At 50.7% G+C, this 13,831-nt stretch carries 12 protein-coding genes and 1 rRNA gene; 11 read left to right on the top strand and 2 right to left on the bottom strand.

What is annotated here, in order from left to right:
* Positions 1–156 precede the first annotated feature (156 nt).
* The 10 genes from rrf (at position 157) to BW941_RS11650 (ending at position 10,912) form a co-directional block, all read left to right on the top strand.
* Positions 157–272, top strand: a 5S ribosomal RNA gene (gene rrf / locus BW941_RS11605).
* A 145-nt stretch (positions 273–417) separates the two neighbouring features.
* Positions 418–663 carry a hypothetical protein gene (locus tag BW941_RS11610; RefSeq protein ID WP_076516255.1) on the top strand — a complete coding sequence of 82 codons (246 nt, stop codon included), beginning with the start codon at positions 418–420 and terminating at the stop codon, positions 661–663.
* A gap of 494 nt (positions 664–1,157) precedes the next feature.
* Positions 1,158–2,381 carry a hypothetical protein gene (locus BW941_RS11615; RefSeq protein WP_245820098.1) on the top strand — a complete coding sequence of 408 codons (1,224 nt, stop codon included), beginning with the start codon at positions 1,158–1,160 and terminating at the stop codon, positions 2,379–2,381.
* Between the two features lie 2 nt (positions 2,382–2,383).
* On the top strand, positions 2,384–4,126 hold the full coding sequence (locus BW941_RS11620) for a hypothetical protein (protein ID WP_076516259.1): 1,743 nt from the start codon (positions 2,384–2,386) through the stop codon (positions 4,124–4,126).
* Between the two features lie 15 nt (positions 4,127–4,141).
* Positions 4,142–4,780 (top strand): DUF6160 family protein, encoded by a 639-nt coding sequence (locus BW941_RS11625; protein ID WP_068439146.1) that lies wholly within the window; start codon positions 4,142–4,144, stop codon positions 4,778–4,780.
* A gap of 2 nt (positions 4,781–4,782) precedes the next feature.
* The gene (locus BW941_RS11630; protein ID WP_076516261.1) at positions 4,783–7,401 is read left to right on the top strand and encodes a DUF6160 family protein; all 2,619 of its coding nucleotides are present in this window, start codon (positions 4,783–4,785) and stop codon (positions 7,399–7,401) included.
* Between the two features lie 71 nt (positions 7,402–7,472).
* A complete protein-coding gene (locus BW941_RS11635) occupies positions 7,473–9,023 on the top strand; it encodes a 2-isopropylmalate synthase (protein ID WP_076516263.1) in 1,551 nt (516 codons plus the stop codon).
* A 6-nt stretch (positions 9,024–9,029) separates the two neighbouring features.
* Positions 9,030–9,800: a hypothetical protein gene (locus tag BW941_RS11640; RefSeq protein ID WP_139325831.1), complete on the top strand. Its 771-nt coding sequence runs from the start codon at positions 9,030–9,032 to the stop codon at positions 9,798–9,800.
* Between the two features lie 6 nt (positions 9,801–9,806).
* Positions 9,807–10,253: a ribosomal protein S18-alanine N-acetyltransferase gene (gene rimI / locus BW941_RS11645; RefSeq protein WP_076516267.1), complete on the top strand. Its 447-nt coding sequence runs from the start codon at positions 9,807–9,809 to the stop codon at positions 10,251–10,253.
* Positions 10,253–10,912 (top strand): energy-coupling factor ABC transporter permease, encoded by a 660-nt coding sequence (locus tag BW941_RS11650; RefSeq protein ID WP_076516269.1) that lies wholly within the window; start codon positions 10,253–10,255, stop codon positions 10,910–10,912. Before rimI ends, BW941_RS11650 begins: the two co-directional genes overlap by 1 nt.
* 26 nt (positions 10,913–10,938) lie before the next feature.
* On the opposite strand, the gene BW941_RS11655 is transcribed toward BW941_RS11650, so the two are convergent.
* Both BW941_RS11655 and BW941_RS11660 read right to left on the bottom strand, forming a co-directional pair.
* The gene (locus tag BW941_RS11655; protein ID WP_076516271.1) at positions 10,939–11,460 is read right to left on the bottom strand and encodes a response regulator transcription factor; all 522 of its coding nucleotides are present in this window, start codon (positions 11,458–11,460) and stop codon (positions 10,939–10,941) included.
* The gene (locus BW941_RS11660; RefSeq protein WP_076516273.1) at positions 11,457–12,662 is read right to left on the bottom strand and encodes an ATP-binding protein; all 1,206 of its coding nucleotides are present in this window, start codon (positions 12,660–12,662) and stop codon (positions 11,457–11,459) included. The genes BW941_RS11655 and BW941_RS11660 overlap by 4 nt, the downstream gene beginning before the upstream one ends.
* A 164-nt stretch (positions 12,663–12,826) precedes the next feature.
* Between BW941_RS11660 and BW941_RS11665 the strand changes: the two genes are divergently transcribed.
* Positions 12,827–13,816: a fatty acid desaturase family protein gene (locus BW941_RS11665; protein ID WP_076516684.1), complete on the top strand. Its 990-nt coding sequence runs from the start codon at positions 12,827–12,829 to the stop codon at positions 13,814–13,816.
* The last annotated feature ends 15 nt before the right edge of the window (positions 13,817–13,831 follow it).

The raw sequence follows: 13,831 nt of genomic DNA on the forward strand, positions 1-13,831 counted from the left end.
CTTGACCATATAACACCCAAACTGGTGTATAAACAGTTAAAGACACGAACAGGCAGCCGCCGGTTCGCGAGAGAATCTCGACTCATGTATCCAACCTTATTTTTTCACTTTGGCACGCTGTAGCGATAAGACCGAAGAAGTGAAAAAGCCAGTTTGCTTGACGACAATAGAGCTGTGGAACCACCTGAATCCATTCCGAACTCAGAAGTGAAACGCAGCATCGCCGATGGTAGTGTGGGGTCTCCCCATGTGAGAGTAGGTCATCGTCAAGCTCTTATTCGAAAGCCCCGATAGCTGACGCTATCGGGGCTTTTTTCATTGCGAGCTTGCCGAACACGTCAAGGTCGGGCGCGACCCCGGTCTGTTCAAAACCCCTGATCACTAACGTGGTCAGGGGTTTTTTCTTATCTAGGGTTTATGCCAGGTTGCCTGCTGGGGTATTGGGTAGAATACGATAATCACTTTTACTACCTATCGGGCATGCCGGTGATTGCATCCTGCATAACCGGCATTTCAGATACGTCGGACCGCGCCATCTATGGCGGTCACGAGCGTCATGTGGACGGCGATGCACCGAAGGTGCCAGCCTTGAGCGCCATAGGCGTACCCACAGCACTCACTGCGTTCATGGGGCAGGCCCTGGCGAAGCCAGACAAAGCGTAGCTTTGGACTCATTGAGGTCATCGTCAAGAACTAGGCGTCCCCGTCGGATGCGACTCCAATCTATTCAAAACCCCTGATTGCTTACGCGGTCAGGGGGGGGGCATTGCCCGAGAAAAACAATCCCGCAAGCTTCGCGTTGCGCCTCTATGAACCTGTCCGTGGATAAGCGTTCCAAACGCCTAACTTGGCTATATACTGAGTTTCAGAGGCTGGACCGCTTGCCTTAGCTATTGTGGTTCATAATGAGACAAATGGCGTCTATCTATGGGTTTATGCCGCTGATGCTCGAAATCGACGGCTCGTAAACGTCTTCTCACTGTAAAGAGTACGCTCGTACCGCTATTACCTCTTGAAGCAAAATCCCTAACGAATATCCTATAGGTAACGAGTATTCCAATAATAAAAACAAGCTGTCACCGAGTATCTATCTGTCCTGATGTAGACTGGTTCTACAGTCGAAACGGTGTCTCTTGACCGACAAATGAGGTCGTGAAGTGAAAAACGTTCTCCGCCATCCGTTAACAATCGCAATGACAGCATTGTCTTTGCCAGTCTGCTCTTTAGAGGCTATCAGCGACCGGGAAATGGCTGATGTGTCTGGCCAGGCATTTATCACTATCGATGCATCATCATACAGTGACGGCACTGGTGAATGGGCAGGGCAGTACGAGTTCACCAAGGTGAATCTAGGCTTAGATATTGAAACCCTGATGACTATCGACACACTTAAGGTCGGTGAGTTTGAGCGGACAGTAGGTGAAGACGGTACTGTGCCGATGACCGACGCCCAAGGTAACCCTGTGACTCAAAATGGGAACTTGGTGGCTCATGATGCTGATCTGATCATTGAGAACTTCGGCCTTGGCCGGGTAACCAACTATAAAGATGCAGTAAATGCCAGTATCGAAGAGTTTAAGATCCGTGATCCCTACATTGAACTTGCGTATAAAGTAGAGAACGGTGTTCGGAAGGTTGCGGGAGTACGTATCGGCTTCTCGGAAGCTCAGGGTTGGTTGTCAGGAGATCTTATCTCTTTAACAGGTAATTTGAATGGCCGTATTGAAGGGCCTGCCTCGGTGGTATATGACCAGAACTGTAATGGTCAGGGTACTGCGAGTTGGTTGCAATGTATTGAACTAGGTTTGGCAGATGCTTTGGGTACGCAGTTGGTAAGTACAATCGACTTGGTTGATGGTGCTGTAGGTACCGCTGGTTATAGTTATGGCGCTGGTCGCGAGTTAAATGAAGATGGTGAGCTTCAAAACCCCGATAGCCCATATCTGGACGTCCCTTACCTTAAACGAGCTTCCTGGGCGGGTGTTCCGGGGGGTAGGAGCTTCACAGCTCCAGGTTCTGCGCTTGAATTTATTATTCCCGCGCTTACTGGGTCAGAAGACTGTACTGTTACGGGTACTCCCGCTTGTTTCCCTCTAACTAACTTTCAGAGTGTCTATGTCGGCGATGAAAGTGTTGACTTTGAGAATGGCGGCGGAGCTACAGGTGCGTTTGTATCTCTTCAGACTACTTCTGTTCCGTGGGAAGATTTTTCGGGTATCGAAGGCAGTGATCGCGTATTAACTCAGAGAGGAGCGTTTTTGAATATCGCTAAATTCGATTCTGGCTCTGGTGTGAAGTATCCACTCAACCTTGATTTGTTCAGTGCAACGAACGGTACGCCACGTCAGGCTACCTGTGTTGGTAGCCTGAAGGGGTGCTAATTATGAAAATCTTGCGATCTATGTTAATCACCTCGATGGTTGTCTCTGCTGCGGCATTTGCTGACTTGCAGGCTCTTGATGATAGCCAGATGAGTGCGGCAACTGGTGAGGGGCTTGGGTTTGCCCTTGAAGATTTTGTTTTGGACACGGAAGGAGCTGAGCTTTCAGTAACAGGCATACAAAGCTCTGCGGGCGAAGAGATCGATATTAAGTGGACTAGCCTTTATGTTATGGGGGAAGGCAGTGAAGAGGGCTCCATTCGTACTCCAGGGCAGATTGGCAGTTACCTCCATCCGTACGTCATTCGCTCATTACGAGGCAGTGGTGGCCTCGATCCTAATGATCCTCTGTATAACGAAAAGTACGGTCAGATTAACAATGAACTGGCTCTACTTGAACTTGCAGCTGATGAGTACCAATCAGATGTCCAGAATAGCGCAACTTTTGCCACATTCTCGTACTATCAGGGGTGTGTTTGGGGGCAGCCTGGGTGTGACGACTTGGCAACGGTTGGCTCTAACGGAGTCGCAGTGCAGGCGATTACAAATGAAATTGATGCCCTGAATTCGTCCAGAGCGCAAATTGTAGATACCTATTCTCTGGCATTAAGCGCACTAGAAAATCAGATGAATAGTTACTACTTGAGTGAAATTGTTCCGAAGGAGGCCACTGTTGCACAGGAGCAAACGGAATACGACGCCGAGGTTGTTGAGCTCGGTCAGCGTCTGACTACGGCATTCGATGCTTATGAAGCTTTTATGGCTATTCGACCTCAAGCTGATTGTGAGTTTGGCGATAATTGTACCGGATTGAATGGTTCCGCATGTCCCGCAATCGGGGGAGGTGCTTGTCGGAATGCTCGGACCGCATACAACGATTCTTACGACTCCTACGAGGAACAGCAGTCGGTACGCCAGGATGCATATAACGATCTTATTGAAGCACGTAAAGATCTGGCTGCTGCTAATAATGATTCTGAGAGTTTTGGGCCAGCAGGCTCTTATATTGAAGCGGTCAATAATGTAGAAGAATTCAAGGTGCTGTGTGGTCTGGATTCGAGTGACTTTGGCTCGTGCGACGGTGGCCTGATCACGCGCAAGGGAGAAACAAAAGATGGTATCGAAAGTGTTTCAATAGCTTTGGCAAGTGGTGTGGAGCGCAGGGATGGCCTGGATGTGGGTGCATCCTTCGAATTCGCAGTGAACTCAGTAAATCCTGATGGCTCAACCAGCCCACGTACCGACTACATCGATATCAACATGAAAGGGCTGTTTATCGATGGAACTGCGTTCCGTCTTTGGTCTGCTCCTGACGAGCAGGGTGACGATGAGCTGAATGCTGAGATTCGCTTGAATCTATTTATCAAAGAGTTGGATATCAGTGTTTGTGATCCTTCGGTTTGTGACAATGATCCTGTAGCCAAGGAGGCTTCTACTCTAAACTTGGATAACATGTTTGTCAGTCTTAACCTGGGTTACGGCGAGATTCAGCCAATGCGTCTGTCTGCTACGTCGGATGGTAACTTCGAATTTGAGCTGACCAAGCTCCGTCCTGGTGATGATGTCGACACCACTAGCCAGGAAGACATGCAAGCTTTCTATGATGATTACTATGAAAACTCACCGAAGAGCTTTATATCAATCAGTGACGTGCGGATGGGCAGCAGTCCGGACGCTAGCCTCGGTAGAATCACTGTCGATGGTTTGCGTGCTCAGTACCTTAAAGTTACCAGTCGCGACCTGTAATAGGTGGAGGTCAGAATGACAATTAATAAATTAGTACTTTCTCTATCCACATTGATGGTCGCAACTTCGTCAATGGCCGAGATGGAAGCGATTGATGATTTCGATTTGTCCGAAATCTCCGGTAAGGGTGGTGTTTATCTCTCTGGTGAGTTCGCGATCAACAAAGATGGTGGACCCCTTTGGGACGATCCTAATGAGGTCTCAGGCTTCACTCCAGGTACCCGTCCTATATTCGACGGCGCCGGTAACATCGTTGGCTCTGAAGAATGCGAAAACGGGATCTGTGGTTTGCGTCTCGCTATCAAATTGAATGAGAACAGTGAAGGTTGGTACGTTCTGGATGACGTTTCTGGCGGCATGTCCTTTGAAGGACTAACGCTTCAGACGGAAACTTTGACGACTGCAACAAACTATGACGTTTGGGTTGATGGTGGCTTCGAAGAAAAAGCGGTTGACGATGAGGTTCTAAAAATCGGGCTGCCAGGGACCATTACGTTCAACGATTTTAAGTTTAAGTTCGCTGTGGCTAACAACGGTGAATTCGGTGTGCCTCTTCAGGATGGAACTGCATTTCGTCAAACCGAGATATTTGGTGTTCAGCTAGACGGCAATATCACTGTCGGTGGTAACTTACTCCTGTTTCCGGTGGATTGATTATGAAAAATACTACTTTGACGTTAAGTGCGCTCACACTCGCGATTCAGGCTGTATCAGTATCGGCATTAGAAGCGCTTGATGATGAGACCATGGCGAATGTATCTGGTCAGTCTGGCGTGACGATTGAGCTTGACCCAGGGCAGCTGGATATTGGTGAAATCAGCTACAGCCAGGACGGTGTTGCGGCTAATATGCGTGACATCAATATCAACTCGAGTATTGGCTCTGCCTCGGTAACGACGATAGATATTGACTCTAACGGTACTCTTAATCTGTTCAATCAGCTTGGTGCTCGCGAGTTTACCGTTGGCGGCGTTGGCATGACCGGCACCACTGGTATTACTAATGATTTCTTCAGCCTTCGCGGTGCTACTCAGGCCTACAGTAATGGCGGGACCGCAGACGATTTTTCTGACGATACTGGTGTATTTCGTCTGAATATGGGCGATGACGGTAACGGAAATCTTGCATTTGATGGTTCTCAAGTAGGCGTTTTCTTCGACGGTCTTCACTTTGGTGATGACGGTATGGAGTGGATTATTGATGATCTGGCGATGTCAGCCATCATTAACTACGGTCGCCTCATCGTTAATGAGGGTAATGTCGAGTTCGATTTCGGTACCTTTGATAACCGAGGCTTACGCCTGACTTATGAGGCAGCGGCTATTGGCCTGTCTAGTGATCCTAATCTTGCGGTGGGTGACTACGGTGACCCTGATTCAGCAGGTTATTTGCTTGGTGATACGTTCGGCGCATTGAGTATCGATCTCGAGGCGTACGGTACCTTCACTATCGAAGGTGGTGGTGCAGACATCGGTGAGGGTATTACCTTCATTCCTGCGCTTACTCTCATCAATGATGACGATGATCGTCCTGCGTTTAAGTACACTGATGATGGTTACGTGATTCTTGCTCGTAACTTCCGTGGCGACTTCAGTACAGAGTCTGGTTTGACTCTCGACTTTGAAGAAGACGATGCTAATAATCCCTATCTGGCACTGCGCTACGAAGATCTGACCTTCTCATTCAGCTTAGATGACCTGGTACTTGGTGATGAAAACGGAGCAGCTTTGGGTAGCTTCCGCGGACAGGTGCTTTTCCAGGATGGCTTAGTTGATGGGATTGAGCGTAAAAACTATCTGCATTTATTCCCAGGCGGCGATATTGCAAGTGCTGATGGTTCAACTCAGCAGGGTGTGACGGCACAAGTGGGTTGGAATATCGTATCTGCAGATCCACTGGCTGACCCAAATGGTGGTGACTTCACGACGCCAGGCAACTTCGCTGGTAAAACTGCCGCGGAGAGTAACACCTACTTCGCAATGAATGATGACGGTAACTGGGTTTACTTCAATGGCTTTAACGGCTGGGGTGAAGGTGAGGTAACACTTGATCTTACCTCTGGTCCAGATATGGCGTCGTTGCCCTCTGACTACTATGCCAACCCTTACAACTCTGCGACTGGTCAGTTCGACGAAAATGTAGGTTACGATCGTGAAAACAAGGTTGGTACGTACGATGGCTTACGTATCGACTTCAAAGATTTGCGCGGTGAGTACAGCTTCTCTGGCGTAACTGTTGGAACTAGTGAAGAAGAAGCAATGGACTCACCTTACATGGGTGGTACTGAGCTGCTTCTGGCGATGGAAGTATTCCCATCATACAGTTTCACACTCAATGGTAACCTGACGATTGCACCAGGTGGTCAGATTAACAGTGACGGTGTGGGCGGTACACAAGGTCTGACACTCAACGGTGACCTGCGTATTACTGATGGCGATGCTGCAATTACCGTTGATGAGTTCGGTCGTGGTGTTTGGTTAACAGGTGTAACCTATGACCTCCACATGCGCGGTGCGTCCATCGACGTAACCGAAGACGGTTTGACCTTCAACAAAGGGCTGACGTGGTCGACCATCCAGGTTGGTCAGTACAACAGTGCGACGGGTGAAATCGAGGGCGGTATTATCTTCGGCTCACGAGATGATGGTGATAATTTAGGTGCCTTCACGCTCGAGCGTCTAGAGGATGGCACTACGATTTCAGTAGCGTCGGGTGGTGCTGGTCAGGTATGTATTGGCGGTTCCGGTAGTGATGCCACGTCTTGTGGTTTGGACGGCGGCCGTTTTGAAGATCGCGGTGATCAGGGTTTGACGATTAAAGTGAAAGCCAAGTTTGCTGAGGCTCCTACTGACGTGAACGACCCTAATTATTATCGCTACCTTGGCAAAGGTAACCGCTTCTCCTGGACTCAGGAAAACGGTACTACTTTAACACTTGATAACTTCAGTACTCAGGATGGTCCTCAGGGTGGCAATGATTACGGTCTTAATATTGACCTTGCTCTGGATGTTGCGAGAACCGCTGTTCGTGATGACGATGGCAATCTTGTTAAGTTGGTTAACGGCGAGTACGTACCTTTCTCTGGCACTGACTCAATTGCTGAAAATGGCCCACTCGGCTTTGCTGTATTCGGTCGGGTTCATTTCAAACAGCTGAACATCGATGGTCTGAAGATTGCAGCGACTCCAGACAGCACGCCTCAGACGCTGATCAGTCAGATTATTGTTCAGAATGCGGATATTCAGGCTAACCTGACGGCCACTCCAATCCGCTAACCTTCCTTTGCTGCGATGTCCGATGATCAGGCGTATACTGTACGACTGAATCATCGGCATCGGAGTCTCTCATGAGCCAGCAGAATCGCCTGGTTATTTTCGACACTACAATGCGTGACGGCGAACAAAGCCCGGGCGCATCAATGACCAAAGAAGAAAAAGTCCGCATCGGCAAAGCGCTCGAAAAAATGCGCGTCGACGTTATGGAGGCTGGCTTTGCTGCCGCCAGCCCCGGAGACTTTGCTGCCATTGAGGCCGTTGCCTCTGCCGTTCGCGAGAGTACTGTCTGTAGTCTTGCCCGGGCAGTTGACCGTGACATAGAGCAAGCTGCAGCGGCATTGAAAAACGCTGAGCGGGCTCGTATTCACACCTTCATTGCTACCTCTCCGATCCATATGCAGTACAAGCTCCGTATGGAGCCAAACGCTGTAATTGAGCAAGCAGTGCGAGCGGTGAAGAAGGCGCGTGGACTGGTCGAAGATGTCGAGTTTTCTTGTGAGGATGCGGGTCGCTCAGAAATCGATTTCTTGTGTCGCATTATTGAGGCCGCTATTGATGCCGGTGCCAGTACGATCAATATTCCTGATACCGTGGGTTATGCGATTCCGGAAGAGTTTGGTAATACCATCCGCACTCTGATTGAGCGTATTCCGAACGCTGACAAAGCGATTTTCTCAGTGCATTGCCACAACGACCTGGGGCTGGCAGTAGCAAACTCCCTTGCTGCAGTAACCAATGGTGCTCGTCAGGTCGAGTGTACGATCAATGGTCTGGGTGAGCGTGCGGGCAATGCGTCTCTTGAAGAAGTGGTCATGGCGACCCGAACCCGCCAGGATCTGTTCAACATCGAGACTGGCATTGATACAACTCATATCGTGCCGACGTCGCGACTCGTTTCGAGCATTACAGGTTTCCCTGTTCAGCCGAATAAAGCGATTGTTGGCGCTAATGCTTTCGCCCATGAATCCGGTATTCACCAGGACGGTGTACTTAAACACCGCGAAACCTACGAAATCATGAAAGCTGAAGACGTGGGCTGGGGCGCAAACCGCATGGTTATGGGTAAGCACTCCGGGCGTGCTGCCTTCCGCAGTCGTCTGCAGGAACTGGGAGTCACGTTCGAAACAGACGCCGCTCTGAACGATGCGTTCGCACGCTTCAAAGACCTTGCAGACAAAAAACACGAGATCTTCGACGAAGACCTGCAAGCTCTGGTGACAGAGAGCCGCTCGGCTTCTCTGCCAGATACATACAGCCTGGTATCGCTCGAGAGTCATTCGGCTACGGGCGAGACGCCTGTTAGCGAAATCGTTATCAGCAAAGAGGGCACCGAGCATCGCAGCAAGGCTGAAGGTAGTGGCCCTGTTGATGCCGCTCTCAGAGCGATCGAGGAAGTTGCGAAGTCAGGAGCCAATCTGCTGTTGTATTCTGTGAATGCTATTACTGAAGGCACCGACTCTCAGGGTGAGGTGACAGTACGTCTTGAGAAAGCGGGGCGTATTGTGAATGGTAGTGGTGCTGACACCGATATCGTTGTGGCATCGGCGAAGGCCTATATTCATGCTCTGAATCTGCTGGTCAGTACTAACGATCGAACGCACCCTCAGAACGACGGCGTTTAACCGCTTATGTTAGAGCAGCGTCGGGTCGATTATCTCAAGTCGATGGGCATCACAGTGTGGTTGCCCAGACGGGAGTTACCTCATGCGCCAGCGTCTCGCTGGATGGCTGAGGACTCGCCGTCGGAGCGTCATGAGCATATTCACATCGAGTCGACGCACGATCATGCGCGCCCGGTTGCTGCAGCGGATCTGTTGCGGGCCGGCCAACCTATGCCAGCGCATCCTCAGGTGGCGGCAGAAATCGCCAACGAAGCTGCATCAGAGCCAGCAAGCCCTACAGAGACTAAGCCTCTGACACCTGTTAGTTCAGAAGTAACTGGGCAGACAAGAGTTGCGCCAGTTCTTCCCTCTGCTTCCTCTGGCGAACCGCCGAGGTTTGCTCTGGAGTTTATGCAACTGAGCGGGTCAGGAATCTGGGTTGTTGATGCGAATATCCCACTTGAGCAGGTAACTCCTTTCGCCGGTAGGGTGCTGGCCGCGTTTGGAATGAAGCCGTCTGTGGTGCCTCAGCCAGTATCTTTCCGCTGGCCCTTTATAGAGTCTCGTCATCAGGATCAGAGTGAAGCTGTTGCGGTTCAGGCTCTGAAAGCTCAATGGCAGTATTTCAGCAGTCAGGGCGCCGGGTACGTTATTACCGTCGGTGAAAACGCTCAGAGCTGGATGAACAGAATAGACGTTAAAGAGCACTTTCATATTCCTGATCTGGAAGCACTGATGTCTTCAGCATCGGCCAAGCGTGCTCTGTGGCTGTCATTGTATGCTCTGGCAGAACGGTAGGGGTCTATGACTGATATCCGGGTAGGCGGGATAGAAGACCTTGATACGGTGATGGAAATTGAGCAAGCCGCTCATCAGTATCCATGGTCAGAAAAAATCATGACGCGCTACCTGCGCAAGCCAGATTCCGTTTGGGTATTGGAGGTCGACGGTGAGCATTCCGCACATGCGGTAATCTCTGCTGTGGCTGATGAGGCAGAGTTGTTGATGATCAGCGTCAGGCCTGAAATGCAGGGGCGAGGGTACGGTAAAGCACTGCTTGCACGTGTAAGTCAGTGGCTGCAGGAGAAAGGTATTATTTCTTTCTTTCTCGAAGTCCGTGAGTCAAATGAGAGTGCCATCGGCCTATATGAGTCGCTTGGTTTCAATGAGGTCGGCAGGAGGCCTGGATATTATCCTCACCCCGACGGCAGGGAAGATGCTTTGATTTATTCATTGGAGCTCTGTGACTAATGATCTCTGAACTCAGTAGCCATACTGCGTTAATTCTTTCCTGGCTGATATCGGCCCCCCTCCTTTTTTATACGATCAAAACCATCAACTGGGCTGCATTTTCGCATCATTCCGGCGTACAGCATTTCTTTCTCGGGAGCCTGTTGGTCGTGTCCGGATTCTGGTTTATGCGGGCGGGAGTTCGTCCGGGGCTGGATTTTCATATTATTGCAGCCACGGCGCTGACGCTACTGATGGGGTGGCGCCTGGCGTTATTAAATATGGCTGTTGTACTGGTTGTGATGGTGTTTCTTGGTGTCATCGAGCCGGAGGCCTGGGCGTTATCTTTCCTGCTGGGTGCGGCAATTCCGGTATTCGCCGCCTATCAGTTTTTTCTGAATGTTTATCAGCGGATGCCACACAATCCGTTTATTTATATTCTCGTGGCAGGCTTTCTCAATGCTGGATTTACACAGGTTGTCTATGCCTGCTCCGTGTCCGGCTGGTACTGGTTTGAAGGTATTTACACTCTGGAGCAGATCTGGCGGGATTATCTCAGGATGCTCCCCTTGATGATGTTCCCTGAGGGGATAACGAACGGGATGTTTATCGCCGGTATGGTCAGCTTCCATCCTCGTTGGTTAAGTACTTTCGACGAAGACTCGTATTTCAATTACTGAACAGTATTTTAAATACTCAAAAAATATTAGCGCGGAGCATATTTCTGGAGTTTTCGTTGCAGGGTCCGGCGATGCATATTCAAGGCTCTGGCGGTCGCTGAAATATTACCGTCGTTTTCATTCAGAACTCGTTGAATGTGCTCCCACTCCATCCTGTCGACACTCATCACCTCTGCTTGCTGATCACCTACAGGCTTGCCTTCAAAAGTAGAAATAAGATCCTGCAATGTTGCAGGTTTATGCAGATAGTTGTCGGCCCCACGCTTCACGGCTTCGACTGCGGTAGGAATGCTTGCATAGCCTGTAAGAACGATAATCGACGCATCAGGCCAGCGCTGTTTCATTGGAGAAATAAGATCAAGACCAGAGCTGTGCTCAAGCCGTAGATCAAGGATGATTCGCTGTGGGGCATTTGCAGGGTCGTTCAGATTATCCAGCTCGTCCGGGCTACGGATGAAGGTCGCTTCAGCGCCACTTCGTTCAAGGCTGCGGCAAAGCACCCGCCCGAAATGTTCATCATCATCAATGATCAGATAACGTAATGTCATACGTTGACCCTCCGCGTCACGATGGGGAGTTTCAAGTGACTCAGGCTTCCGCCCGAATTCAGGGCTTTAAGATGAATACTGCCTCCAAACTGCTCAATGCTGGCATTACTCAGGTAAAGGCCGATTCCCATCCCGTGTTCTTTCTGACTGGCAAATACAGCCTCTTCGCTGATGTGACTGGCTGCTTCCGGGTCTGGCTGAATAATATCGAGTTCCCAGAAGTCAGAGGTTGCGCGCGAACGCAACTGCACGGGTCTCTGCCCAGCTTCGGCGGCGTTATCGAGCAGGTTTAATAATGCCTGATCAAGAAGCGGAGACGCCGGAATGAGAGCGGTTGCCTTGCAATCCAGCTCATCCCATAAGGCATGGGGTTTACTCAACCGCCAGCGGTGGAGTTGGCGTAATAGCCACTCCTCGGCATCGTGTTCTGAATGGGCGTTGCTTTGTCGGCCCGCCATTGCCAGCTGCTGCAGTGAATGTCGGCAACGCTCCACCTGCTGGCGCATGACCGTAATATCTTCATCGCTAACCTCGTGTTCGGTGGCTTCGTCGAGAAGCATATCCAGGGTCATCAGGGGTGTGCCCATTTCATGAGCGGTGCCTGCCGCGAGCGTAGCGATACCAATGAGTTGCTCGTTCTTTAGTTGTCGCTCCCGCAGAGCCTGAATCTCAACAACATGTCGTTGTCGATCACGCACCAGTGCGGGCAGAAACGCGGCGATAATAAGAGTACTTAGAACAAAGGTCAGCCACATGCCCCCAAGGTGCCAGTCAAACAAGGAGCCTTTACCATCCATGCCCATCGCCAGCGGTGTATACCACTGCGTCAGTACGCTGTAATCCAGAATCAGTGTGCCGGCCACTATGAGTGCTCGATAGCGGTTAAGGCTGTAGGCCGAGACAACCATCAACACCAGAAAGTACGAGATCACAGGGTTTGTCGCCCCTCCACTGAAAAACAGCAGTGCTGTCATCAGCTGGGTTTCGGCGACAATATTCAGCAACAGGGCGTCTTGCCCCATTCGTCTTGAAGCTTGCCAGAACGGTAGGGCGATCAGTGGGATATAGCCTGCGAGCACCCACCAGATGATGGGCGGCAGATTAAAGCCCACGAATGCGAGCCAGAACAGAAGTACGAGCCAGATCAGAGCGACCGAAAACCTGAGCAGGCCGAGGCGCGTGAGCGTATTACCAAAATTCAATCCGATGACCCCTGACTTCCGGACAAAGTGGCATTTTCATTGAATTTACAGCATACCACTTACAGCAGGAGTATTCTGGAAAGAGGTCATGACCTGAGTCATGCCTGATCGCGAAACACCCCGTGCCTTTACTTCTGGCACCGACGGACAGGGGAGGGATGCGTATGTGGTTCTCAAGACAGGTGCTGGCACTGCGCTACAGAGATGCATTTGTGCCCAGTTTTATCGCCCTGACGTACGTTCTTCTTGGGTATTCATCAGGGCTGTTTCTTCTCTCGCTAGGGAATATCGCCCTTTGGCTGGTGGGAACCCTGCTGCTTGCACATGCTCTGATCATTGCGGCGTACCTTATTCACGACCTCACACACAATGCTCTGTTTGCCCGCCCTGAAACGAATGAGCGTCTGGGACTATTGTTGGCCTGGCTCACCGGGGCCTGCTACTCAAACTATCGGGAGTTACGCCAGAGTCATATGAGGCATCATGTGCAACGTATGGATGTGGTCGCGGTAGATTACAAGGCCTGGCTTAAGAAGCATCCTGTCCTGCGCAGGACAGTGGAAATACTGGAGTGGTGTTACCTTCCGACGGTGGATCTGATGATGCACGGGCTGGTGATCGTCGCGCCTTTTGTGTTTCCGGGGCACGCGCACCGACGCTGGTATGTGCTGAAGACGTTACTGGTCAGGATCTGTCTGTTTACCATTCTGTTTTTGATATCGCCCTGGGCTTTGCTGGGTTATGCGCTCGCGTATGTCCTGATGATTCACGTGCTTCGATTTATGGACATGCACCAGCACACCTATGATGTCGCCTACGGCAGCACCGATGGGCATGCCCGTCCTGATGCTGAATTCGAACAGCAGAACACCTATTCTAACCCCTTGGGGCGCTCCGCCTTGTTGAACTTGCTGGTGTTGAACTTCGGCTATCATAATGCCCATCATGAGCAACCCACTGTGCCCTGGTACCGACTACCGGAGCTTCATCGAAGCCTCTACGGTGACAGCTGTGAGCAGCAGTTATCGGCCAAAGACCTGTTGCGAAATATGCACAAGTACCGCGTATCCCGGGTGATGTCAGGGACTACTGCCGATGGAGACAGGCCCGGGTTCTCGGGTCTGTACGGCGTGTCATTCCTGACCGTTCTCTGAAGCTGCCTCGCGCCG

Source organism: Thalassolituus maritimus (assembly GCF_900156675.1).
Lineage (GTDB): Bacteria > Pseudomonadota > Gammaproteobacteria > Pseudomonadales > Oceanobacteraceae > Thalassolituus > Thalassolituus maritimus.

What these genes read in the sequence shown, in the direction of transcription:
- BW941_RS11610 (WP_076516255.1), top strand. Translation starts at nt 418, where the DNA reads ATGCCAGGTTGCCTGCTGGGGTATTGGGTAGAATACGATAATCACTTT.
- BW941_RS11620 (WP_076516259.1), top strand. Translation starts at nt 2,384, where the DNA reads ATGAAAATCTTGCGATCTATGTTAATCACCTCGATGGTTGTCTCTGCT.
- BW941_RS11625 (WP_068439146.1), top strand. Translation starts at nt 4,142, where the DNA reads ATGACAATTAATAAATTAGTACTTTCTCTATCCACATTGATGGTCGCA.
- BW941_RS11630 (WP_076516261.1), top strand. Translation starts at nt 4,783, where the DNA reads ATGAAAAATACTACTTTGACGTTAAGTGCGCTCACACTCGCGATTCAG.
- BW941_RS11635 (WP_076516263.1), top strand. Translation starts at nt 7,473, where the DNA reads ATGAGCCAGCAGAATCGCCTGGTTATTTTCGACACTACAATGCGTGAC.
- BW941_RS11640 (WP_139325831.1), top strand. Translation starts at nt 9,030, where the DNA reads ATGTTAGAGCAGCGTCGGGTCGATTATCTCAAGTCGATGGGCATCACA.
- rimI (WP_076516267.1), top strand. Translation starts at nt 9,807, where the DNA reads ATGACTGATATCCGGGTAGGCGGGATAGAAGACCTTGATACGGTGATG.
- BW941_RS11650 (WP_076516269.1), top strand. Translation starts at nt 10,253, where the DNA reads ATGATCTCTGAACTCAGTAGCCATACTGCGTTAATTCTTTCCTGGCTG.
- BW941_RS11655 (WP_076516271.1), bottom strand. Translation starts at nt 11,460, where the DNA reads ATGACATTACGTTATCTGATCATTGATGATGATGAACATTTCGGGCGG.
- BW941_RS11665 (WP_076516684.1), top strand. Translation starts at nt 12,827, where the DNA reads ATGTGGTTCTCAAGACAGGTGCTGGCACTGCGCTACAGAGATGCATTT.